Origin of the sequence: Actinopolymorpha singaporensis, from assembly GCF_900104745.1 — a bacterium.
GTDB lineage: Bacteria > Actinomycetota > Actinomycetes > Propionibacteriales > Actinopolymorphaceae > Actinopolymorpha > Actinopolymorpha singaporensis.
In genome coordinates this window covers 1,601,573-1,624,371 of sequence record NZ_LT629732.1, presented here as the reverse complement: position 1 = coordinate 1,624,371, position 22,799 = coordinate 1,601,573, and the positions used below count along the sequence as shown (strand labels likewise).

The window sequence follows — 22,799 nt, the reverse complement described above, 5'->3', positions numbered from 1 at the left end:
TAAGTCAGGGCAACCCGGCGCGGTCGAGTTCCTCGCGAAGCGCGCGCTTGGGCTTGTGGGTCGTTCTCAGGTCGAGCAGGTGGGCGTCGAACCCCTTCAGGCAACCGCAGCGCTGCGCCAGAGTTCGCGCCTCCGCCAGGAGACCGGCCGCCTGGTGGTACGAACGCCGGTCCTTCTTCTCGATCTCGAGGTCCGCGGCAGCCCGCAGGACCACGATCGCGTCGTCGGGATGGGCGTCGGCGCGGGCCCGGGCAAGCTGGAGCCAGAGTTCGACCCGGCAACCGCCGGCAGCCGCCGCGGCCCATGCACCGTCGACGTCGCGCTCCCACAGCAGCACTTCCACGAGCGTCGAATGCCCGTAGCCGATGGAGAACGGCGGGAGGTCGGTGCGTTGCCCGGCAGCCGGCTGGTCACGCAGTACGCCCAGCGCACGGTCACGCCAGCGGGCGAACGCCTTCTTCCCGGCCACCTTGCGCAGGGCGATGTACGCCTCCAGGCTGGGACTCTCCGCGAAGTTGTCCCACAGCAGTTCCTGCGCCTTGCCCCGATCACCTGTGCGTACGTGGCATTCGGCGGCCAGGGTGCGCAGCCGGGGATCCGGCTGGAAGTCCGACAGGCCGCGCTCGAGCCACTCCAGGGCCTCCGCGTACCGGCTGTCGTCGCGCAGCCGTTGGGCGATCCGGAGAACGTCGTACGCACTGGCGACGTCCCGTGACAGCACTTCCACCAGCGCGTCGGTTCCGCCCTCGCACTCGGCGAGGCGTTCCATCAGAAAGGTGGCGGTGAATCTGCAGGTGTCGTAGTGGCCGGATCGCCTGGCCGGCAGGGCGTTCCACGCATGCTCGACGAGTTCGCGGTATCGCGCCATCCCGGCGGGCCCGAGCACCGAAACGTAGTCGGGAACGGCGGTGAGGAACACTTCGTACTCGCTGCGAAGAGCGCGTTCGGCGAGGAACTCCGCGAGTCGCACCGGGTCAGGCGCGGACGCCGAGCAGGCGTCGAGATGGATCTCCTCAGCCCGCTCGATGGCCCCCCGTAGCCCGCCGTCGGAGTCGTCGATCCGGTCGGCGACCGACTCCAGAAGATCCAGTGCGTACGCCGCCAGCTCCCTCGCGGCGTCCGGGAAGCCCTCCCCGGTCAGCTTGGCCACCTCGGTCAGTGCCTCGTCGACGCCCCGGAAGTACGCCCCGGCCTCGCGGTAGTCGACGAAGTAGCCGACGTCGAACGCCTGCTCCAGCCGGCTGCGAAGGTGCCGGTCGTCGAACGCCTCACCTGCGTCGACGCCGGCGGCCACCTCCAACCGCGCACGCAACAACGGGTCGTCGCCCGCGACCCGCAGCAACTCCGCGACCAGCCACGGGATCTCCTGGCGAAGCAGGAAGTTTCGCAGCCGGCGGTCGCGTCCGCTCCTGCTCGTCGCGTCGCTCGCGCCCTTGCCGGCCGCCTTGCCGGCGCTCTTGTTCCGACCGCGCTTTCCCTTGCTCACGGTTGAGGCTTCGAGTGGAGCGTCTGCGCTGTCCAGCCAGGCCAGCGCCGACGCGACGCAGTGTTTGCAGAAGAAGCCCTCGGCGCCGTACGGGCAGTTGCACCGGCCTTCCAGGCCGAGCGGCGTCAGGTCGAGCCGTACGCGGTAGGCGCGCCCGCCGTCGACGATCGCGGACACGGCCGACCCGTCGACCCTCAGCTCTCGAACCCGGCCGGCCAGGTAGTAGTCCCGGCCACGCTGCAACGACCCGGGGTCGGCCGCTGCGCTGACCATCGGTTCACTCACCGAGATCGCCACCATGCCGGCTGATCATGCCACGCGGTAGCCAGACGCCGACGACCAGGTGGCACAAAAAGTAGCGAATCAGATACTCACAGGGACGACGCGGACTCTCGACCCGCGCGGCCAAGGGCCACGAAACTTACTTGCTGGGTACGTTTCGTGCAGCTTGGCGCGAGAAGATCCGCACGATCATCACCGCCGCGGCGGCCGGGTTCGGGAGATTTCCGCGGGCGCCGATGAGTTCGGGAAACGGACCAGGTCTACACCCCGAGCCACAGGACGTGGACACGAACGAGATCGTTGGGGAGCCCATGACAGCGACCGCACTACCGAAGATCGTCGACGCCGAGACCTGGCAGCGTCACCTCGACGAGCTGCGCGCCCGGGAGAAGGCAGCGACCCGAGAGCTCGACGCGATCGCCGCGCAGCGCCGCCACATGCCGGCGGTCCGGATGCCCGACTACACCCTCGAGGGCGAGGAGGGGCCGGTCAGGCTCGCCGACGTCTTCGACGGCAAGTCGCAGCTGATCGTCTACAACCACATGTGGTTCCCGGGCGAGGAGTGGCAGTGTCCCGGCTGCACCGGCTTCACCTCGCAGTTCACCCGGCTGGACTTCCTGGACCACTACGACGCCCGGTTCGTCGTCGTCACCCAGGGCCCGATCGACGAGGCGCTCGCCTACAAGCGACGCGTCGGCAACCAGATGACGTGGTACTCCACCGCGAACAGCTCGTTCGGTGCGGACGTCGACGCGCCGGCCGGCGGCGGGTTCGCTGTCAACGTGTTCTTGCGCGACGGAGACACGGTCTACCGCACCTGGCACACCAACGGCCGGGGCACCGAGCAGCTCAGCCACGTCTTCGGGCTCATCGACCTGCTGCCGTACGGCCGGCAGGAAGACTGGCAGGACTCCCCGGACGGCTGGCCGCAGGCGCCCACCTACAGCCGGTGGGTCAGCTCCCAGGAGGTCGCCGCGCTCTACGGCCCGAAGGACTGAGCGCATCTGAGGCGGGGCCGCCACGACCGGCCGGGCGCAGCCGGGCGTAGCCGAACGCCTGTAGAGGAAAAGGCACATGACCAAAGCGGGTCCATGTGCGGTCACCCACGCATCGCGACGCCGTGCCGCCAGTAGCCCATGAACGCCACCTGCCGGCGGTCGAGTCCGGCCTCCTTGACCAGGCAGCGCCGAAGCGTGGTGACCACCTTCGACTCCCCTGCGATCCACGCGTAGAGCCCGCCCCACTTGCCGGCGCCGGTCGTCGGGTCGGCCGTCCGGTCGGCCGTCGGCGCGTCGATCGGTTCGCCGGAGGAGGAGTACGTCGGGGTCTCCCACAGGTCGGGCAGCACCTGACGGTCGTCGACCAGCTCGCGTGTCGGGGCAAGCCCGAGATGACGGCGTACCGCGGCGACCTGGCGCCGGCCGTGCGCTGCGCCGTCGCGGGGCAGCCAGACCACGTCGATCCCGGCTGGCGCCGGGATGTCCAGCACGTCGCCGGACTCCGGGACCTCGAGGAAGGCCGCACCACAGACGTCGGCGTGCAGTGCGTCCAGCGCGGACAGGATGCTGCACGCCGCCGGCACCGCGGTCTCGTCCGCCACGAGCAGCACCTCCCGCAACCCGCACGGGTCGAACTCGATGCCACCGAAGTGCACCCCCCGCCTGGGCCCGACCAACAGCAACCGGTCATGCACGCGCGCCTTCGCCGCCCAGCACGAACCCGGTCCGGACTCGCCGTGCAACACGAAGTCGACCACCACCCGGGCGTCGCGGCCGGCACCACGGACGTCCCGAACGGTGTAGGTGCGCATGTGCCCGCGCTCGGCGTCCGGGAGGCTCAGCCAGGCGGAGTACCAGGACTCCTCGCCGGCCAGGCTGGGCAACACACCGCTCGGGCCGGGGAAGATCAGCTTGATGCGCTGGTCGTACAGCTCACCCTGTACCCCGAAGTCGGCCAGCTCCGGGCCGGCCAGCTCCACCCGCACGAAGCTCGGCGAGAGGCGTTCGACACCGACCGCCTCTACTTCGCTGAGGATCACCGGCAGGGTGCGCCCGGTGGTTGTCGTCATCGCATCTCCTGATGGTGGCGGCCGATCGGGACGACCAGCGGAGTGTGCGAGACAGGGTCGGTGACGACCCGGCTGTCCAGGCCGAAGACCTTCCGTACGTTGTCCTCGGTGACCACCTGGCCGGGCGCACCCTCCGCGACGACCAGGCCCTCGCGGAGCGCGACGAGGTGGTGGGCGTACCGCGAGGCGAGGTTCAGGTCGTGCAGCACCATCACGATCGTGGTGCCCCGACCGTGGTTGAGGTCGGCGAGCAGGTCGAGCATCTCCACCTGGTGGGCGACGTCGAGATAGGTCGTGGGTTCGTCCAGCAGCAGCAGATCGGTTTTCTGCGCGAGCGCCATCGCGATCCAGGCGCGCTGGCGCTGGCCCCCGGACAGCTCGTCGACCACCCGCTCGGCGAGGCCGACGGTGCCGGTGAGGGTCATCGCCTCCACGACCGCGCGCTCGTCGGCTGCGCTCCACCGGCCGACGATGCCCCGATGGGGGTGCCGCCCGCGGGAGACGAGATCCACGACGGTCACGCCCTCCGGGCTCACCGGCGTCTGCGGAAGCAGCCCGAGAGTCCGGGCCACCGCCCTGGTCGGCAGGCGGTGGATGGCCGCACCGTCGAGGAGCACCGATCCTTCGGTCGGCCTGAGCAGCCGAGCCATGCCGCGCAGCAACGTCGACTTGCCGCAGGCGTTGGGGCCGACGACGGCGGTGACCTGGTGGTCCGGGATCCGTACGGACAACCGCTCCACGACCATGCGGTCGCCGTATCCGAGCGTCACGTCCTCGGCGCGCAGGCGTGCGGGCAAACCCGCGGTGCTCATCGCGTTCTCCTTCCGGTACGGCCGCGGGCCAGCAGCCAGAGCAGGAACGGTGCGCCGAGGGCACCGGTGACGACGCCGACCGGGAAGTTGATGTCGGCGAGGAGATAGTCGGCCACGTAGTCGGCGGCCACGACGATGGTCGCGCCGGTGAGGGCCGCCCCGACCAATGTCGTACGCCCGGCGTCGAGCGCCCGTGCGACGGGGCCGGCGAGGAACGCGACGAACGCCACCGGCCCGGCCGCCGCCACCCCGCACGCGGTCAGCACCACCGCGAGCAGAAGCAGCGCGTCGGCCCGGCTGCCGGGGACGCCGAGTCCAGCGGCGGCGTCCTCGCCGAGTTCCAGGGTCCGCATTCCTCGTCCGAGCCAGGCGAGCGTCGGCAGCAACACCACGAGCAGCGCCGCCAGCAGGCCGACGGTGGGCCAGGCGGCGCTGCTGACGCTGCCGGTCAGCCAGCGCAGCACCACCTGTGCGTCGTACTCGTCGGCACGTGTGAAGACGTACTGGATCAGCGACTGCAGGGCGGCGGCCACGCACACGCCGACCACCACCAGCCGGTAGCCGCCGCCGTTTCCTGCCACCAGCCGGACGAGGACCGAGACGCCGACGGCACCGGCGACCGCGGCCAGCGAGACGGCAGGGCCGCCGAGTCCGAGGATCACGATCGCGACCACGGCGGCCGCGCTGGCTCCGACACTGACACCGATGACATCCGGACTGGCGAGCGGGTTACGCAGGACGGTCTGGAAGATGGCGCCACCGGTCCCGAACGCCGTACCCACCAGCACCGCGAGCACCGCCCGCGGCAGCTTGCTCTCCAGCAGGATGTACGTCGCACCGGGGAGGTCCGTGCCGGTGAGGATGCGGAAGAAGTCCGGGACCGTGATGGTGAAGTCGCCCAGCAGGACCCGGGCCGCGAACGCGAGCAGCAGTACCGTGGCCAGTCCGCCGACGACCATGCGGTGCCGGCGCCGCGGGATCCGCCGCGCTCGGCGTACGGTCTCGGCGGTGGTCGCCGTCGCGGCAGCCGCGTCGATCTGCGTCATCACAGCCCTCCCGTCCGTCCCCGGCGCAGCAGGACCAGGAAGACGGGCACACCGACCACGGCCGTCATGATCCCGACCTGCACCTCGGTCGGCGGGAGTACGACCCGGCCCACGGTGTCCGCGAGACCGACCAGGAGGGCGCCACCGACAGCGCTGAGCGGAACCACCAGGGCGTGCCGGGGCCCGGTCACCGCGCGGACCGCGTGCGGCACGATCAGGCCCACGAAGGCGATCGGCCCGGCCAGTGCGGTGGCGGTGCCGGCGAGCAACGCGATGGCCAGCCCGAGAACGACTTTGTCCAGCCGGACACGCCGGCCGAGTCCCCGGGCCAGGTCGCTGCCGAGTACCAGCGTGTCCAGCATCCTGATGCCGGCGATCGCGAACACCAGGCCGGCCACGAGGAACGGCATACCGGCGACCAGGACGTCGAACCCCCGCCCACCCACGGTGCCCACCTGCCACAGCCGGAAGGACTCCATCGTCCTCCGGTCGACGAGCAGTACGCCGGACGTCCAGCAGCCCACCGCGGCGGTCACCGCGGCACCCGCGACGGCGAGCTTCAGCGGGCCGGCACCGTCACGGCCGAGGGACGCGATCACGTGCACCACGACGGCGGCGATTGCCGCACCACCGAACGCGAACCAGAGGTACTCGTGCACCTGCGAGACCCCGAGGTAGGAGATCGCGAGCACCATGGCGAAGCTCGCCCCGGCGTTGACGCCGAGGATTCCCGGGTCGGCCAGCGGGTTGCGGGTCAGCCCCTGCATGCAGGCCCCGGCCATCCCGAGTGCGGCTCCCACCGCGAACGCCATCAGGGTGCGTTCCAGCCTCGCCTGGTAGACCGCGTGCAGCGGACTGGCGGAGTCGAACAGTGCCGCCCACGAGAGCCCGCTCGACCCGACCAGAACGGACGCGGCGAACACCGCGGCCCCCGCCACCGGAACCCCGACCACGGTGACCACGGCGGGCCGGCGCGACGCCCGCGGGCGGACCCGGCCGGTCGACTGTGCGAAGGTCACGAGCGATCGACCGCGTGCGCGACGTGCGGCACGAAGTGCTCGATGACGTACGGGATCGACAGCGGGGTCGGGTTGGTCACCGCCAGGCTGACGTGCTTGTCGGGTTCGGCGTAGGCGCGCCCGTCGGCGATCGCCGGGATCTTGCCGATCAGCTTGTGTTCGGTGAAGGTCCCGAGGTCACCGGGGTTCTCCGACCAGGTGAGCAGGACGTCGGACCAGAGCTCCGGTGCCCGCTCCGCCGACACCGTTCCGTAGAACTGGCCCGGCTTGATCGCCCTGGCCACCGACGGCGCGTCCACCAGGCCGAGGTCGTGCATGAACGACACCCGCGGGTCCTGCGGGGCGTAGATCCCGACCTGGGACAGGTCGGTGGTGGCGAGGTAGGCGAAGATCAGCGACTTGCCCCGCAGCTGCGGGTACTTCGCGCGCGCGTCCTTGATGCGCTGCTCGGTACTGGCGGTCACCTGCTCGGCGGCCTCACTGCGTCCGAGGGCCTTGCCGACAAGCTTCAGCGACGTACGCCAGGGCGTGACCCAGGCGGCCTCGGGATAGGCGACCACGGGGGCGATCCTGCTCAGCTTGTCGTACTGCGCCCTCGTCAGGCCGGAGTTCGTGGCCAGGACGACGTCCGGGCGCAGCTTGGCGATCTCCTCGGCGGGCGGGCCGTCGGAGTCGTCGTACCTCACCGGAGCCTTCATGCCGGTGCTCCTCAGCTCGGCGTCGAACCAGTCCGACGAACCGGCCTTGTTGCCTCCCCAGGTCAGCTTCGTGGCGCCGACCGGATCGACCCCGAGCGCGAGGGCGTTGTCCTGGTCGCTCCACCCCAGGGTGGCGACCCGCTTCGGCTCCTTCGCGATGGTGGTCTCGCCGAAGGCGTGCCTGATGGTCACCGGGAACGCCGTGTTCCCGCCCCCGCTGGCAGTGTCCGCGGCGCGGGTCTGCCCACCGTCCGTCGTGGAACCGGTCGTACAACCGGTCAGAGCCAGTGTGGTCGCGGCGGCGATGCCGGCCAGGAGGCGACGTCTCGACATGTCGTGATCCAGTCCCGCGTGAGATGAAGGCAACTTAGGTTAGCCTAAGCTATCTTGCGCTACGCCACCCGCCCGCCGCGCCAGTCGGTGCCGCCACAGCGTCACGCAACGGTGGGCGCAGGTGTCCTTGGCGCCTTCGGGCCGAACGGCCCCGGTCCGCGGGCCCGTCGGATGCGAACGTGGTCAGCAGAAGCGGCCACAGTCTCGGGAGGAACCATGGGCACGATCACCACCACCGACGGCACGCGGATCCATTACAAGGACTGGGGATCCGGGCCGCCCATGGTGTTCAGTCACGGCTGGCCGCTGACCGCCGACGCGTGGGACGACCAGTTGATGTTCACGGCCTCGCACGGCTACCGCGCGATCGCCCACGACCGGCGCGGCCACGGCCGTTCGTCCCAGCCGTGGAACGGCAACGACATGGACACCTACGCCGACGACCTCGGCCTGCTCATGGAAGCTCTCGACCTCAACGACGCGGTCCTGGTCGGCCACTCGACCGGCGGCGGCGAGGTGGCCCGCTACATCGGGCGTCACGGCTCGAGCCGAGTGGCCAAGGCCGTGCTCGTCAGTGCGGTGCCGCCGTTGATGCTCAGGACGCCGGGCAACCCGAAGGGCCTGCCGATGGAGGTGTTCGACGAGATCCGGGCCGGCGTGGCCACAAACCGTTCGCAGTACTGGAAGGACCTCAGCGCGCCCTTCTACGGCGCCAACCGGCCCGGGTCCACGGTGTCGCAGGGAGTACGGGACGCGTTCTGGCTGATGGGGATGACCGTCGGGCTCAAGGCGGCCTACGACTGCGTGAAGGCGTTCTCCGAAACGGACTTCACCGACGACCTGCGCCGCATGGACGTGCCCACGCTGATCGTGCACGGCGACGACGACCAGATCGTTCCGATCGACGCGTCCGGCCGCCACTCGGCCGAGATCCTCGCGGACGCCACGCTCAAGGTCTATCCGAGTGCCCCGCACGGACTCACGGCCACGCACAAGGACCAACTGAACGCCGACCTGCTGGAGTTCGCCGGCGTGCCGGTCCCGTCCCAGCGCGAGAGACGATAGCCGGCCAGCCGGATCGGGGCCGGCAGGGCGATCAGCCGAGTGCGTAGTGGAGGTGTACGACTCCACTACCGAAGCGATGCTCGTCCAGAAGCCGGAGCGGGACGCGTACTCCGCCGGGCAACGCCGGCTTGCCACCACCGACGATCACCGGGTTGAGGAAGAGATGGCATTCGTCCACCAGGCCCGCCGCGATCGCCTGGCGTGCCAGATCGGCACCACCGATCGAGATGTCCCGAGCCGCGGACTCCTTGAGCCGTTCGATCGCCGACACGTCGAAGTCGTGCTCGATCCGGGTGCGGGCGCTCGACACGGACTCCAGCGTGCGTGAGTAGACGATCTTGTCGGCCGCCTGCCAGATCTTGGTGAAGTCCTGCGCAACCGCAGGTTGACGGCCGACGTCCACGGTCTCCCAGTACACCATCGTCTCGTACATCCGGCGCCCGTAGAGGTAGGTGCCGATCGGGCGTTCGAGTTCGTTGACGAACGCGTGCACCTGCTCGTCCGGCGCCGCCCACTCGAAGCCGCCGTCGGCGTCCTCGACGTAACCGTCCAGCGACGCCAGCGCGGAGTAGATCAGTCTCGCCATGTCAGTTTTCCTTGTCCGACGGGAGAAGCGGGACACCCTTCTTACCCGATGTCCCTGCCGGAGGGGAGCCCGCACATCAGTGTGGCACGCCCGTGAGTGCCGCGGCCGCTCAACCGAGGCGAGAGGCCTCCGCACTGCCGTACCCGTCGCCGGCCTCGGGGCTACCGGTCACCTGCTTCCAGATCGCGGCACCGTTGCTGACGACCACGACGGCTCCGGCACCGGCGTCCTCGCCCGGCGCCCCGACCAGAATGCGCGGATTCCAGTTCCCACCGAACCCGTTGCCCGCGACCAGGCTGGAACCGAACCGGTCACCGGCCTCCTCGATCCCGGCCGTGTTCGCCTGCGTCAGGGAGGCGCCGCCACCCCAGATCTCGTTCACCATGCCGGCGTCGCGGACCGAGCCGAGGTCCTCCCCCGGCACCCCGACGAGAACGACGTCGGAGTCGGACTGCTCGCCCGTGTAGGACGCGAGCGCCGCTCCGAACCGGTCCCCCGCCTCCGCCGAGCCCGCGATCGGTCCACCAGGTCCGGAGGTGTTCTGCGTGTACGCCGGTCCCGGCTCCGCAGGAATGCCGTCCTCGTTGGTGTCTCCGAACGTGTTGACCATCCCGGCGTCGGTCAGACTGCCGACGTCCTCGCCGGGTACGCCGATCCACAGCCCACTGGGCGCTCCGTAGGAGAGCGCGCTACCGAAGCCGTCGCCCGCCTCTGCCGTACCCGGCATGTTCGGGGTGTCCTGGCTGATCCGGGTGTACGCGTCGACCTGCGGATCGACGCGTACGTAGACGGCTCCGGCACCCTTCGCGCCGTTGACGGTCCTGCCCGGTGCGGCCAGCGCACCGGGCCCCTGGACCGCGGCGCCGAGCCGGTCACCCGGCTGTGCGGAGCTGCCGAGCTGGGGTGAGTTCTCGGTGAGCAGTGTGCCCGTGACGGCCGGGTCGGCTGATCGAGTGAGGGAGAGGATCGCGACCGCCCCTGCGTCGGTGGCGCCGCCCGCGTCCCAGCGGGGCGCACCAACGGTCAGGCTGCGCGGAGTCGAACTCGACCCGGCGGACCACGACAGTGCCGATCCGAACGCCGCGCCCGCCTGGGCCGGGCCGGGCACCCCGCCGCTGCCCTGGGTCAGAACCTTCCACAGATGCAGTCCGGTCGACGAACCGCGGTAGAGGTAGACGGCTCCGGCGTCCGCGGTGGTACCGACGTCGCGACCCGGTGCACCCACCACGACGTCGGAGACGGAATCCCCGTCGACGTCGAGCACGGCGACGGCCGTACCGAAACGGTCACCGGCGTGGTAGCCGGAGGGATGGAGGATCTGGTGGCGGCCGTCCGCATACCGCACCTCGACTGCGCCGGCATCCTGCTGCGTGCCCAGATCCTCACCAGGGATGCCGATCGCGGCGATCAGCGGTGGCGTAACGGCGAGCGCCGGTGCGGCGGCCACGACGACGGAGAGGGCGGCGGACAGAGCGACGACCGGGATCGCACGCATACATGAACTCCTTGATGTGTCGCCGGTCCACACGAGACCGGTGCAGGCCGCGAGGCGGCGAGTCGCACCTGACCGCCGCAGCGAACTCGTTCGGGGGCCATTTTCGGATCAAGTTCGAACTTCGTCGAGCCCGAGGAGAGCTCCGATGGCCACGACGCGACCGGAAAGACGCTCCTCGCCGCCCGACCACCGGGGCCGCCGTCACCTCGGCGCACGGTAGGAACCGCCCCGGAGGTCGGAGTATCCGGCGAGGTAGTCCTCGAACGTGACCTTCCCGGCCGCGTGGTCCGGGGCCAGATGAGCACCGGCGTGGTAGGCACGGAACGTCTTCCCCGGAAGCCGGATCGGAAGGATGCGCCGCCGACGGCCGCTCGCCCGAAGGTACGCACCGGCGAGCTCACGCGCGTCCCGTACCTCCGGTCCGCCGATGTCGGGCGCACGGCCAACCGGTTCGCCGACCGCCAGCGACGCGAGCCGGTCGGCGACCTCGCCGGCGTCGACGGGCTGGAAACGAATGCCGGGAACCGGCATCACCGGCACCCTCGCCGCCGCGGCGAACACTGCCCGCAACAGGTCGTGGAACTGCGTGGCACGCAGGACGGTGTGCGGCAGACCGGACTGCTGGACGACCTGTTCGGCCGCGAACTTCCCTTTGTAGTAAGGCAACGGAACACGGTCGACGCCGACGATGGAGGTGTACAGCAGGTGCGGTGATCCGCCACGACCGGCCGCGTCGACCAGCGTGCGTACCAGCTGGACCTCCGCCTGCCGGCCGAACGCGGTCGCACAGTGCACGACGGCGTCCACACCGGCGACGGCTTCCGTCACGCCCGCACCTGACCGCAGGTCCGCGGTCGCCCATGCGTACGGCGAGCTGTCGCCGGCCGGCCGAGCTCGGCGGCTCATCACCCGCACCTGCGCGCCCGCGTCGACCAGGCGCCCTACCACCTGCCGGCCCAGCAGGCCGGTGCCACCGGTGACCAGGATCTGTCGGGGCACGGTTGTCTCCTCCTTGAGCTCACCCTGCATCCTTGTTGCCTACGCATCCTTGTCCCTGTGGAGTCGCGGCGGCAACGAGAACGACCGGGAGTCCGTACGGCTGCCTACTCGGCGGCCTCGCCGAGGTGCTCCACCAGCCGGAACAACACCGGGAGCGCCGCGCGTACCTTCGTACGGTCCGTCTCCGACAGCGCACCCAGGGCTGCGTCCAGCCGGCGTTCGTGCGCCTGGGTCCAGGAGGCGAGTTCGGCTCTGCCGGCATCAGTGGGAGTCACTACTGAGGCGCGACGATCCCTGGGGTCGACCTCCCGGGTGATCAGCCCGGCCGCCCTCAGTTGCCCGACGAGCGTGCTGACGGTGCTCGGCGCCAGCCGCTGGCGAGCCGCGAGGTCGCCGGTGCGAGCGGGTGAGTGCTCGGCGAGAACCTGCAACAGCGCCCTCCGGCTCCGGCCACCGACAGGCGGCTTCGACTCTGCCCGTGGATACCCCCCGGGGAATGCACCTGCTACCGTCGCAGTTGTACCCCCCGGGGTATCCAGGACGAAGGAGCGGGCATGGAGATCGAGGCAAACCAGCTCAAGGACGTCGTGAACCGCCTGAAGCGGGTGCAGGGCCAGTTGGGCGGGGTCATCCGGATGATCGAGGAGGGGCGCGACTGCGCCGACGTGGTGACCCAGCTCGCGGCCGCGGCCCGGGCGCTCGACCGTGCCGGCTTCAAGATCATCGCCACCGGCCTGCGCCAGTGCATGGTGGAGGAGGAGGGCCAACGGAAGGTCGACGAGGCCCAGCTGGAGCGGCTCTTCCTCTCCCTCGCCTGACCTTCTGGTCCGCCACCCACCCAGCAGGACCGACGCGACCGACCGACTCAGCCGATCCACCGGGAGGTGGTACTCATGACACAGATCGAGACGATCGAGACATCCAGCCTTGGCGACCGCAGCTATCTGGCCACCGACGGTGAGGTAGCGGTGGTGGTCGACCCGCAGCGCGACATCGACCGGGTGCTCGCTCTGGTCGAGCGCCACGGCGTACACGTCACCCACGTCCTGGAGACCCACGTCCACAACGACTACGTGACCGGCGGACTGGAGCTCGCCCGCCGGCTCGGCGCCATCTACGTGCTGTCCGGAGACGACGACGTGGCCTACGAGCGGCAGCCGGTCGGTGACGGTGACGTGCTCACCACCGGCAGCCTTCGCATGCGGGTGCTGCACACTCCTGGCCACACCCACCACCACCTGAGCTACGTACTCGAGGACGCCGACGGCAGCCCGGAGGCGGTGTTCACGGGAGGGTCCCTCCTGTACGGCACGACCGGGCGCACGGACCTGGTGGGCCCGGAATTCACCACCGAGCTCACCCACGCGCAGTACGCTTCCGCCCGGCGGCTGGCCGAGCTACTCCCACCGCAGACGAAGGTCTTCCCCACACACGGGTTCGGCAGCTTCTGCTCGGCCTCGCAGTCCCAGGCCGAGGAGTCGACCATCGAGCACGAGAGCAATGTCAACCCTGCCTTGACACTCGCCGAACAGGAGTTCGTCGACGACCTGATCGGGGGTCTGGACGCCTTCCCCGCCTACTACGCGCGGATGGCACCGATCAACCGCCAGGGCCCGGCGCCGGTCGACCTCTCGCTGCCCGAGCGCGTCGACGGGGCGGAGCTCCGCCGCCGGATCGAGGCAGGTGAGTGGGTGGTGGACCTTCGCGACCGCAGGGCGTTCGCCGCGGGACACCTGACCGGCTCGCTCGGGTTCGAGTTGTCCAGAAACTTCGTCACCTACCTCGGCTGGCTCTACCACTGGGGTACCCCCTTGACTCTGGTCGGGGAGTCGCGGGACCAGATCGCCGACGCCCGGCGCGAACTCGTCCGCATCGGCGTCGACGCCCTGGCCGGCATGGCGGTCGGCGACATCGCCGTCCTCGCCGACGGACAGGAACTGCGCTCCTACCCCGTCTCCGACTTCGCCGGACTTGCCCGCGTACGCGCCGAGCGCGACGTCCACCTGCTGGACGCCCGCCGCAACGACGAGCGCCGGGCCGGCGGCGTGGGCGGTTCACAGCACATCCCGCTGCACGAACTGGGCGACCGCCTGAACGAGGTGCCAGACGGCGAGGTCTGGGTGTACTGCGGCTCCGGTTACCGCGCGTCCATCGCCGCCTCCGTCCTCGACCGGCCAGGCCGGCAGGTCGTACTCATCAACGACAGCTACGATTCGGCCCGCAAAGCCGGGCTTGACACCAAGAACCCCTGACGAAGCCGTGAGGAACCCAATGACCCAGGCAACCCATCAGGTCGACGCACCGACCGTCGCCGACTGGCTCGCCGGCGCGGCCCACGGCGACGTGGTGACCGTCGTCGACGTCCGTACGCCCGCGGAGTTCGAGTCCACCCACATCAGGGGCTCCTACAACGTGCCACTGCGTCTGCTCGACGAGCACGCCGACCAGTTGCGTGACCGCCTCGGCCACCGAGTCGTCCTCGTGTGCCAGTCCGGCATCCGCGCCGACGAGGCCAGGAAGCGCCTCGCTGCTGTCGGCATGGACGGGCTGCACGTCCTGGACGGAGGTGTCCCCGCCTACGCCGCGGCCGGTGGAGACGTCGTGTACGGGCGAAGGCGGTGGGCGCTCGAGCGACAGGTGCGCCTTGTTGCGGGCCTGCTCGTCCTCCTCGGAACGCTGACCAGTCTGGTGGTGCCGTGGATGCTCGCCCTCGCCGTGTTCGTCGGCGCCGGCCTGACGTTCGCCGGGCTCACCGACAACTGCATGATGGGCCGGCTGCTGGCCCGCCTGCCGTACAACCGGGGCGACGAGCCCAGCGCCGAGACGGTCCTGGGTCGGCTCCCGACGGATCGGGCGGCATGACGGCCGGTTCGCGTACCCCGCAGGTGCCGCCACGATGACCGCGGCCGTCCTGCTCGGGTTGCTCATCGGCGTCCTGCTGGGCCTGCTGGGCGGCGGCGGTTCCATCCTCGCCGTCCCGGCCCTCGTCTACGGCGTGGGCATGCCGCTGCGCACCGCGATCCCGACTTCCCTGGTCGTCGTGGGTTTCTCGGCACTCACCGGCCTCGTACCACGTCTGCGGACGGGGCAGATCCAGTGGCGGGTCGCCGCGGTGTTCGGCCTGTCCGGCGCGGCGGCCGCCTTCGGGGGCGCGGCTGTCAACCGGATCTTGCCACCCTGGCTCGTACTCGCGGGTTTCGCCGTCCTGATGGTCGGAGCCGGCCTGCGCATGCTGCGTGAACCCTCCGAGGAAGGCGGCGCGTGCGCGCTGCCCGGTGGCGGTGTCCACTGGCAGACCTGCCTGCCCAAGGCCGTCGCCACCGGAGCCGTCGTCGGATTCCTGACCGGACTGTTCGGAGTCGGCGGCGGCTTCCTCATCGTCCCCGCGCTCGTACTCCTGCTCGGTCTGCCGATGACGGCCGCGGTCGGGACCTCGCTCGTCATCGTCGCCGTCAACGCCGCGGCCGGGTTCGTCGCCTACGCCGGTCACGTCACCCTCGACCACGCCCTCACCGCCGCGTTCGCCGGGAGTGCGGTCGCCGGTTCCCTCGTCGCGGGACGAACCGCCACCCGGCTCAACGCCGGCCGGCTGCGCCGCTGGTTCGCCTACCTGGTCCTCGCCGTAGCGGTCCTGGTCGTCGTACTCCTCGTCATCGACCCCGCCGCGATCGAGCACTGACGTTCGCCTGCAGGAGCGCGCCGAAGGCCCGATCGATGAGATCCGGCAGTTCCTCGGCCCCGTCTCCTTCGACCCAGGCATCGATCGCTGTGGCGAGGGCGGCCAGCGCCGAGGCGGCGACGACCCTGGTCTCCAGGGTGACGTCTGCGTGTGCACGAGTGGCCAGCGCACGGGCGAACAGCTCCTCCGTGGCGCCCAGGTTGCCGGCCATTCTTGCCCGCAGGGCCGGGGTCCTCAGCACCAGCCGGCTGCGCACAAGCAGGCCCTCCCGGTCGGTGGTGTAGACGAGTCCCAGCCCCTCCCGGACGGCTTCGCGCAGCGCGACGAGCGGCCCCTCGTCGGCAGGTCTTCGCTGAATGAGGTCGGCCAGCATCAGGTCGTACTCGTCGTTCTCGACCACTGCCTCCTTGCTGGGGAAGTACCGGAAGAACGTCATGTGGGAAACGCCCGCGGCTGCCGCGATCTCGGCGACGGTGGTCGACTCGTACCCCTGGGCGACGAACAGTCGTAGTGCCTGCTCCTGGACAAGGCGGCGGGTGCGCGCCTTGCGTTGCTCACGCAGGCCCGGCGCCCGACCGCTGCCGGCGTCCCCCGCGCTCTGGTTTGCGGAACGCTTTCGGCCTGGCGTACTCACTTGCGACCTCCCTGCAGCGCGCGGCCGATCCACGTGGTCAGCCTCTCTTTCGCGTCGGCCGCGTCGGCTCCGTCGACGTGGTGGGCGAGGTGCCCGTCGGGACGGACGAGAAGGATGGCGCCGGGCGGCGGGTCGAGTGGTTCCAGAGCGGTCACCAGGTCGGCACCCAACCGAGACGCCGCTGCGTCCGCCGCTGGCCCGGTGACCGTACGACGTCCCAGCAGAACCCATCGCCCATCCAACTCGGCGTGGAGCCGGGTGGGGGTTCCGTCGTCGCGCCGACAGGGGAGGTCGGGCACCCGGTCACCAGCCCGGAGGCGGCGAGCGACCGCATACCTCCGGCGGTGTGTGCTGCGAGCAAGCAGGCCGCGTCGGTAGCCGACCTTCAGTTGTGAGGCCTGCTCCCAGATCAGCCGCTGGACGAGAGAGCGTCTCAGCAGTGGCACGAACACCCCGTCCCGGATCAGGCGAGCAGGTGCGCTGTCCCCGAGCACGACCCTGGTCATAGCACTGGTCGAGCCGAGCACCTCGGAGGCGACCGGCCGGCGTTCGTCCTGGTAGGTGTCCAACAGCGCGACGTCGGCACGCCCGCGGGCGACCAGGGCGAGCTTCCAGGCGAGGTTCTCCGCGTCACCGAGACCGGTGTTCATCCCCTGCCCGCCGAGTGGGCTGTGAATGTGCGCGGCGTCTCCGGCGAGCAGGATCCGCCCCTGCCGGTAGCTGTCGGCGAGTCGCCGGTGGACGCGGAAAGTCGATGTCCACGCCACCTGCCGCACGGCAGGAGCGGCGAGGCCGGTGTGCTCACACCACGCAGCGAGCAATGCCGACACCACCTCCTCGCCCGTCGTGGCGCCCTGGAGCCGTTCGGCCGGTGCCATCAGCCGCCACAGGTCGTCGCCCGGCAACGGAAACGCACCCAGCATCCGATCGGCGCGGAGCCACACCGCCACCTCGTTTCGAGGGATCGGAAGGTCTGCATGGACGTCTGCCAGTAGAAAGTGCTCGATCAGCGCGACCCCGGGAAACCCGATGCCTGCCAGCTTGCGAACCCGGCTGTGCGCCCCGTCGCAACCAACCGCCCAGGACGCCCGAAGCTTCTCCCGAGGCGCGCCGACGGCACCTGGCAAGGCTGTCGTGACGGCCACCCCCTCCGAGTCCTGGGTGATGTCCGCCACCTCCCTACCCCACTCCACCGTCCCGCCGAGTTGACCGAGGCGTACTCGTAATGCGGCCTCCACCTCGGCCTGGGAGACCAGGAGCCCCGGTCGGGTCACCAGCGGCGTCCGCCGCCCGACCTCGAGGGTTGCTGCAGAGGAACCGCCCACGTGGATGGCGATTCGCTCAATGGGCACCGAGCGCTCCGCCAGGTCGCCAAGGGCGCCGAGGTGTTCGAGCACCTCCGTGCCGCGTGGCTGCAGGCCGAGGGCGCGGGACGTGGTCGCGGGGCCCTGCGCCTTGTCCAGTACGCGGACGGACACACCGCCGGCAAGCAACCCGCAGGCGACGGCCAGTCCCGTCGGGCCGGCACCGACGATCAGGACGTTCACATCGGAGGTCACCGGACAAGTGTTATCGGCTAACAATAGTTAGTCAATAACAGTCTGGCGACCAGGCTCGGGACGGATACGGATCGGCCACCCGGAAGGGGTATAACGCGTACCTATGAGATTCGCGACCTGGAACGTCAACTCGGTCGGCGCACGTCTGCCGCGGCTCGAGCAGTGGCTCGATCTCGCCCAGCCCGACGTGCTCTGCCTGCAGGAAACCAAGTGTGCCGGCGACGCCTTCCCGAGCCAGGGCGCGACCGAGCGCGGTTACCAGGTGGCGGCTCACGGCGAGGGACGCTGGAACGGCGTCGCGATCCTGTCCCGGGTGGGGCTGGAACAGGTGACCCGCGGCTTCACCGGCGAGCCACTCCCGCCCGCGCCCGCCGACAGCGACCCTGCACTGATCGAGGTGCCGGGCCGGCCCCTGCCCGAGGCGCGGGCGATGGCCGCGACCTGCGGGCCGCTGCGGGTGTGGTCGGTCTACGTACCGAACGGCCGGACGCTCGACAGCCCGCAGTTCCCGTACAAGCTGCGGTGGCTGGCCGCCCTGCGCGCCGCCGTGGAGCCCGACGTTCGCTCCGACGTCCCGTTCGTCATCGCCGGGGACTTCAACGTCGCACCCGCCGACGATGACGTCTGGGATCCGTCGGTTTTCGTCGGCTCGACCCACGTCACCGAGGAAGAACGCCGGGAGCTGGCCGGGCTTCGAGCACTCGGGTTGGAGGACGTGCGGGCGCGCGCCCTCAAGCACGGAACGCCCTACACCTACTGGGACTACCGCGCCGGGATGTTCCACAAGAACCAGGGCATGCGCATCGATCTGGTGTACGCGAGCCGGCCCGCGGCCTCGGCGGTCACCGACGCCTACGTCGACCGCGACGCCCGCAAGGGGAAGGGCCCCTCCGACCACGCCCCGATCGTGGTCGACCTCGACCTGTGAGCAGAGCGTCAGGCGGACCAGTTAGGGGAGCGGCCGAGGTGGGCGACCAACTGGTCCAGGCGCGATCCGCCACTGAACGGCACTTCCGGGCCGAACGGTGCACCGGACACCAACCGGGCGTCACCGGTCGGCACGACCTGCGCGATGTCATACGCCAGCTCCACGGCTGCCGGCTCCAGCTCCGCCGGTACACCCAGGGCCTTCGCGACGTCCCAGGAGTGCACGACATAGTCGACGAGGTGGGCGCTGATCGCCTGCCGCCCCGGCAACGGCTGATCGCCGAACTCGGGAATGAGGAACATCCGCTCCAGTACGCCGTCCGCGGCGAACGCCTCCAGCACGCGTTCGGCAGAGTCGCGATAGGCGGTGATCGGATCGCCGCCGAGGGAACCGAGCTCCCAGACCTTCGGGTCCGCCTCGCCCCGCGCCGCCGCGGCGAATCCGTTGTGCTGGACGGTCATGTGCGCCAGCAGATCCGCCAGCGTCCACTCCGCGCATGGCGTCGGCCTGCTCAGGTCCGCCTCCGTCGCCCGGGCCACGAGGTCGACGCTGGCGCGGACCGCGTGCGCGTCGAGTGCGACGAGCTCCACGGTGCCACCGGCCCGCTGCGTGGCGGATGTCTGCGTGGCGGATGTCTGCGTGGTCGAGTTCTCCTGATTAGTAGACATGCGCGTATCGTATGCTCGCGCACATCATTGCGCCACTGTTATCTTCGGGCACGTGACCGACCGGCCCGGCAGACGCCGCGACAGCGAGAGGCGCGACCGTGACCGCCGCGACCTCGCCGCGATGGTGCATCCCGTGCTGCGGTTGCTCGTGGCGGCCGAACTCCCGGTGCTCGCCGCGCACGACGTCTCGATGTGGAGCTACAGCGTGCTCACGGCGCTGGACGACGGACCGGTCCGCACCCAGGCCACGTTGGCGGAGGCGATCGGGGCGGACAAGACCCGGATCATCGGCACGCTCGACGAACTCCAGGACGCCGGGCTGATCTCTCGTACGCCCGATCCGAACGACCGGCGCGCCCGCCTGCTGTCGATCACCGACGAGGGCCGCCGGGTCCGCCGAGCGGTGCGGGCGCAGATCCGGGCGAAGGAGGAACACCTGCTCGCCCGGCTGACTCCGGCGGAACGCACCACCTTCGTACGTGCGCTGGAGAAACTGTCCGCACTGTCACCGGACGACCTCTCCGACGACACCCGGCCACGTCGCACGGACTAGCTGCTGGCGCTGGCGTAGGAGCGCAGGCCGCGCCGCCACTGCGCGCGCACGAGCGTCACCACGACCACGGTGAGGGCGACGCCTCCCATCACCGGCAGCCAGCCGACTCCGCCGTGCAGCGCCTGCGCCGGGAGCGTCGACGCGAACGCGACCGGAAACACGAACGTGAGGAACGTACGCACGGCGAACGGGAAGAACACCAGCGGATAGCGGCCCGACTCGGCCAGGCTGGTGTAGAGCATGCCGATCGGGTTCACCGACTGGATCCAGAACGCCGTGAACGACATCGCACACCACACACTGGCCAGCAGCACGGTGCCGCAGGCGGCGAGGACCAGCGCCTGCACGACCTCGAACGGGTTCGGAGCCGCACCCGAGCGGACCAGGCCGAACACCAGCAGCACCAGGCCGCTGGCCACGTTGCCGAGTTCGGCGACGTTGATCCACCGCAGCGTCAGGTAGAACTGGCTGGACACCGGGCGTACGAGGACCACGTCGAGTTCGCCCTCGGTGATGTAGGTCGTCATCCGGTTCAGGTTGGGCGCCACGAACGCCGCGAGCACACCCGTCACCACCTGGTAGACGCCGACGAGGGTGAGCACCTGTGCCTGTGACCAGCCGCGCAGGTCGTCGGTGTAGCCGTACAGCAGGAGAATCGGAACGAGCGCAAGCCCGAGTTGCACCACACCGACGGCCAGCGTCGTCACGAAGTGCGCGCGGTAGTGGGTCTCTCGCACGACCGCCTGTGACAGAAACCTTCGCCACAGGCGCAGGTGCCGCACCTGCCGCCGCAGCCACGTCCGGTCGATCGGGTCTCGCGGGTCGGCGTACGTACGAGTCGGAGTGGGTGCCGGTGCCGGTGCCGGTGCCGGTGCCGGTGTCGGTGTCGGTGTCGTCATGCGCCCACCGCCGAGTAGCCACGGATGCCGGCCGCCCAGACCAGGCGGGCAAGGACCCCGAAACCGACGACGTACCCGACCTGGATGCCCATGCCGGTGAGGATCTCGGCGTCCGACAGGTGGCCGGCGACGATCTCGACCGGGAACGACACCGTGTAGCGGAACGGCTGCAGGTCGATGAAGCCCCGCGACCAGTCCGGCATCAACGCCAGCGGGACGATCGCGCCGGACAGCACGTTCGCGACGATCAACCGCGCCTGGTGCAGCGCCATCACGTCGTCCATCCAGAAGGTCAGCGCGGCGACCAGGATGTCGATCGTGAACACCAGCACGGCGGCGAGCACGACACTGACCGCGAACACCGCGAGGTGACCCGGTCCGGAGGGGACGCGCATGGAGTCACGGAAGATCCACCACAGCACACCGACCATCGGCACCAGCGCGAACGTCTTGAGGATCTTCTCCGACAGGTTGTTGGCCACGAAGTCCAGCAGCAACGACGCCGGCCGCACCATCCAGCTGGACAGTCTGCCGAGCCTGATGTCGCGGGACAGGAAACCTGTCATCCACGACGAGGTGGCCATCGTGACCATGCTCAACAGCACGAAGTAGGTCGTGAGGTACTGCTCGTCAACCGGCAGTTGCGCACCGTTCGCGAGCGCCGTACGCCAGATGAGCAGGGAGATGATCGGCACACTGATGTTGGCCGCCATGAAGACCACCCACTCACCGCGGTAGGTCAGCGACATGGCGATGTGGGCCGCCGTCATCCGCCGGAGGATCCGGAGGTTACGCAGTACGGAGTTCATCGCACGTCCTCCGTCTCGGCGGAGGAGGCCGAGTCGGCCGGACCGCCGCCGGGGCCAACGGCGCCGCCGGCGCCGACAGCGCCGCGCCGGAGGAAGAGGTCCCGCATGATCTCCTCGACGTCGGCGTCGGCGACGTCGAGGTCGACCAGCGGTCCGAGTCTGGTCAGCTGTTCGAGGACCTCGCCGGTGCGTTCCCGCTCGACCTCGAGGGAGACGGTCTGGTCCGAGCCGCCACTCCCGACGGCGACGCCGTCGAGGCCGGCCAGCCGGCTTTCCTCGACGGCCCGCGCATACGTGGCCCGGACGAGCTTGCGCGGTCGCGCGGCGTGGACGAGTCCGCTCAGGCTTCCGTCGTACTGCAGCCGACCGTGGTCGATGACCATCACCCGCGAGCAGAGCGCCTCGATGTCGTCCATGTCGTGGCTGGTGACGAGGATCGTGGTGCCGTGGCGTCGGGTCACCTCGGCGAGGAACGCGCGGACGCGGGCCTTGGCCACCACGTCAAGGCCGATCGTCGGCTCGTCCAGGAAGAGGATCTCCGGACCGTGCACGAGCGCTGCCATGAGCTCGAGCTTCATCCGCTCGCCGAGGGAGACCTTGCGTACCTGGACGTTCAGCAGGTCGCGTACTTCCAGCAACTCGGCGAGTTCGTCGACGTTGCGCTGGAACTCGGCGGCCGACAGGTCGTACATCTCCTTGTGCAGCAGCAGGCTCTCCATCGCCGGGACGTCCCACCAGAGCATCGTCTTCTGGCCCATGACCAGTGCGATGCGGCGAAGGTAGTCCGGCCGGCGCCGAGACGGTGTGTGCCCGAGGACCTCCAGGTCACCGGAGGTGGGGTAGAGCAGACCGGACAGCATCTTCAGCGTCGTGGTCTTGCCGGCGCCGTTCGGCCCGAGCAGGCCGACGACCTCGCCGCGGCCGATGGTGAAGTCGATGCTGTCGACGGCGAGGCGGGTCTGGTACCTGCGGCGGACCAGGCTCCGGACCGCGCCGGCCAGCCCGGCGCCCTGGTCGTGGAAGGTGTAGGTCTTGGTGAGCCCGGCCGCGGCGATGACCGCGGGTCGGTCGAAGTGAGGCTGGGCGTCGGGATGACCGTGAACCGATGTCACGTGGGGCACCGCTTTCGAGATTCGCTGATGGTTCGGACCGGGCAGCGTCAATGCGCGAGGCGCAGAGCT

Annotated in this window: 24 protein-coding genes; 8 read left to right on the top strand and 16 right to left on the bottom strand. The window is 70.2% G+C overall.

From position 1 onward, the window contains the following. Positions 1-4 precede the first annotated feature (4 nt). A complete protein-coding gene (locus tag BLU27_RS07385) occupies positions 5-1,771 on the bottom strand; it encodes an SWIM zinc finger family protein (protein ID WP_157728289.1) in 1,767 nt (588 codons plus the stop codon). A gap of 308 nt (positions 1,772-2,079) precedes the next feature. Here BLU27_RS07385 and BLU27_RS07380 point away from each other — a divergent pair, with 308 nt between their 5' ends. Beyond that, the gene (locus BLU27_RS07380; protein ID WP_092657334.1) at positions 2,080-2,766 is read left to right on the top strand and encodes a DUF899 domain-containing protein; all 687 of its coding nucleotides are present in this window, start codon (positions 2,080-2,082) and stop codon (positions 2,764-2,766) included. Between the two features lie 101 nt (positions 2,767-2,867). Here the strand turns inward: BLU27_RS07380 and BLU27_RS07375 are convergent, their stop codons facing one another. The 5 genes from BLU27_RS07375 to BLU27_RS07355 are packed head-to-tail and all read right to left on the bottom strand — an operon-like array spanning position 2,868 to position 7,744. Further along, the gene (locus tag BLU27_RS07375) at positions 2,868-3,836 is read right to left on the bottom strand and encodes a siderophore-interacting protein (protein WP_092651818.1); all 969 of its coding nucleotides are present in this window, start codon (positions 3,834-3,836) and stop codon (positions 2,868-2,870) included. After that, positions 3,833-4,648, bottom strand: a complete 816-nt coding sequence (locus tag BLU27_RS07370; protein WP_092651816.1) for an ABC transporter ATP-binding protein — start codon at positions 4,646-4,648, stop codon at positions 3,833-3,835. Before BLU27_RS07370 ends, BLU27_RS07375 begins: the two co-directional genes overlap by 4 nt. Beyond that, entirely contained in the window at positions 4,645-5,694 is a 1,050-nt protein-coding gene (locus BLU27_RS07365) for a FecCD family ABC transporter permease (protein ID WP_092651814.1), read from the bottom strand. The genes BLU27_RS07370 and BLU27_RS07365 overlap by 4 nt, the downstream gene beginning before the upstream one ends. Continuing rightward, positions 5,694-6,713 (bottom strand): FecCD family ABC transporter permease, encoded by a 1,020-nt coding sequence (locus tag BLU27_RS07360; protein ID WP_241827834.1) that lies wholly within the window; start codon positions 6,711-6,713, stop codon positions 5,694-5,696. Before BLU27_RS07360 ends, BLU27_RS07365 begins: the two co-directional genes overlap by 1 nt. Beyond that, on the bottom strand, positions 6,710-7,744 hold the full coding sequence (locus tag BLU27_RS07355; RefSeq protein WP_092651812.1) for an iron-siderophore ABC transporter substrate-binding protein: 1,035 nt from the start codon (positions 7,742-7,744) through the stop codon (positions 6,710-6,712). The genes BLU27_RS07360 and BLU27_RS07355 overlap by 4 nt, the downstream gene beginning before the upstream one ends. A gap of 216 nt (positions 7,745-7,960) precedes the next feature. Here BLU27_RS07355 and BLU27_RS07350 point away from each other — a divergent pair, with 216 nt between their 5' ends. Further along, on the top strand, positions 7,961-8,809 hold the full coding sequence (locus BLU27_RS07350) for an alpha/beta fold hydrolase (RefSeq protein ID WP_092651810.1): 849 nt from the start codon (positions 7,961-7,963) through the stop codon (positions 8,807-8,809). 31 nt (positions 8,810-8,840) lie between these two features. Here BLU27_RS07350 and BLU27_RS07345 read toward each other — a convergent pair whose 3' ends face one another. From BLU27_RS07345 to BLU27_RS07330, 4 genes are all read right to left on the bottom strand, one after another. After that, positions 8,841-9,395 (bottom strand): dihydrofolate reductase family protein, encoded by a 555-nt coding sequence (locus tag BLU27_RS07345; RefSeq protein WP_092651808.1) that lies wholly within the window; start codon positions 9,393-9,395, stop codon positions 8,841-8,843. Positions 9,396-9,504: 109 nt separating this feature from the next. Continuing rightward, entirely contained in the window at positions 9,505-10,890 is a 1,386-nt protein-coding gene (locus tag BLU27_RS07340) for an integrin alpha (protein WP_092651806.1), read from the bottom strand. A 201-nt stretch (positions 10,891-11,091) separates the two neighbouring features. After that, positions 11,092-11,889, bottom strand: coding sequence for an SDR family oxidoreductase (locus BLU27_RS07335; RefSeq protein WP_172804901.1), 798 nt, complete (start codon positions 11,887-11,889; stop codon positions 11,092-11,094). A gap of 104 nt (positions 11,890-11,993) precedes the next feature. Beyond that, positions 11,994-12,428 carry a MarR family winged helix-turn-helix transcriptional regulator gene (locus BLU27_RS07330; RefSeq protein WP_092657330.1) on the bottom strand — a complete coding sequence of 145 codons (435 nt, stop codon included), beginning with the start codon at positions 12,426-12,428 and terminating at the stop codon, positions 11,994-11,996. Between the two features lie 15 nt (positions 12,429-12,443). Here BLU27_RS07330 and BLU27_RS07325 point away from each other — a divergent pair, with 15 nt between their 5' ends. The 4 genes from BLU27_RS07325 to BLU27_RS07310 all read left to right on the top strand — a co-directional run bounded on the left by BLU27_RS07325 (position 12,444) and on the right by BLU27_RS07310 (position 15,568). Beyond that, complete coding sequence (locus BLU27_RS07325; protein ID WP_092651802.1) at positions 12,444-12,707, top strand: metal-sensitive transcriptional regulator; 264 nt, start codon at positions 12,444-12,446, stop codon at positions 12,705-12,707. A gap of 75 nt (positions 12,708-12,782) precedes the next feature. Further along, a complete protein-coding gene (locus tag BLU27_RS07320) occupies positions 12,783-14,141 on the top strand; it encodes an MBL fold metallo-hydrolase (RefSeq protein WP_092651800.1) in 1,359 nt (452 codons plus the stop codon). A 19-nt stretch (positions 14,142-14,160) separates the two neighbouring features. Beyond that, on the top strand, positions 14,161-14,751 hold the full coding sequence (locus BLU27_RS07315; protein WP_092651798.1) for a rhodanese-like domain-containing protein: 591 nt from the start codon (positions 14,161-14,163) through the stop codon (positions 14,749-14,751). Between the two features lie 34 nt (positions 14,752-14,785). Next, on the top strand, positions 14,786-15,568 hold the full coding sequence (locus tag BLU27_RS07310) for a sulfite exporter TauE/SafE family protein (protein ID WP_092651796.1): 783 nt from the start codon (positions 14,786-14,788) through the stop codon (positions 15,566-15,568). On the opposite strand, the gene BLU27_RS07305 is transcribed toward BLU27_RS07310, so the two are convergent. Both BLU27_RS07305 and BLU27_RS07300 read right to left on the bottom strand, forming a co-directional pair. After that, positions 15,540-16,202, bottom strand: coding sequence for an acyl-CoA-like ligand-binding transcription factor (locus BLU27_RS07305; RefSeq protein ID WP_197681725.1), 663 nt, complete (start codon positions 16,200-16,202; stop codon positions 15,540-15,542). The genes BLU27_RS07310 and BLU27_RS07305 overlap by 29 nt on opposite strands. Beyond that, positions 16,199-17,761: an FAD-dependent monooxygenase gene (locus BLU27_RS07300; RefSeq protein WP_092651794.1), complete on the bottom strand. Its 1,563-nt coding sequence runs from the start codon at positions 17,759-17,761 to the stop codon at positions 16,199-16,201. The genes BLU27_RS07305 and BLU27_RS07300 overlap by 4 nt, the downstream gene beginning before the upstream one ends. Positions 17,762-17,864: 103 nt before the next feature. Here BLU27_RS07300 and BLU27_RS07295 point away from each other — a divergent pair, with 103 nt between their 5' ends. Beyond that, positions 17,865-18,689 (top strand): exodeoxyribonuclease III, encoded by an 825-nt coding sequence (locus BLU27_RS07295; RefSeq protein WP_092651792.1) that lies wholly within the window; start codon positions 17,865-17,867, stop codon positions 18,687-18,689. Between the two features lie 8 nt (positions 18,690-18,697). Here the strand turns inward: BLU27_RS07295 and BLU27_RS07290 are convergent, their stop codons facing one another. Continuing rightward, positions 18,698-19,357, bottom strand: a complete 660-nt coding sequence (locus BLU27_RS07290; RefSeq protein ID WP_092651791.1) for a TIGR03086 family metal-binding protein — start codon at positions 19,355-19,357, stop codon at positions 18,698-18,700. A gap of 52 nt (positions 19,358-19,409) precedes the next feature. On the opposite strand from BLU27_RS07290, the gene BLU27_RS07285 reads away from it, so the two are divergent. Further along, positions 19,410-19,910, top strand: coding sequence for a MarR family winged helix-turn-helix transcriptional regulator (locus tag BLU27_RS07285; RefSeq protein WP_241827833.1), 501 nt, complete (start codon positions 19,410-19,412; stop codon positions 19,908-19,910). Here BLU27_RS07285 and BLU27_RS07280 read toward each other — a convergent pair. The 3 genes from BLU27_RS07280 to BLU27_RS07270 are packed head-to-tail and all read right to left on the bottom strand — an operon-like array spanning position 19,907 to position 22,730. Continuing rightward, positions 19,907-20,809, bottom strand: a complete 903-nt coding sequence (locus tag BLU27_RS07280; RefSeq protein ID WP_092651787.1) for an ABC transporter permease — start codon at positions 20,807-20,809, stop codon at positions 19,907-19,909. The genes BLU27_RS07285 and BLU27_RS07280 overlap by 4 nt on opposite strands. Continuing rightward, positions 20,806-21,618: an ABC transporter permease gene (locus tag BLU27_RS07275; protein ID WP_092651785.1), complete on the bottom strand. Its 813-nt coding sequence runs from the start codon at positions 21,616-21,618 to the stop codon at positions 20,806-20,808. The genes BLU27_RS07280 and BLU27_RS07275 overlap by 4 nt, the downstream gene beginning before the upstream one ends. Further along, complete coding sequence (locus BLU27_RS07270) at positions 21,615-22,730, bottom strand: ABC transporter ATP-binding protein (RefSeq protein ID WP_092651783.1); 1,116 nt, start codon at positions 22,728-22,730, stop codon at positions 21,615-21,617. Before BLU27_RS07270 ends, BLU27_RS07275 begins: the two co-directional genes overlap by 4 nt. Positions 22,731-22,799 lie beyond the last annotated feature (69 nt).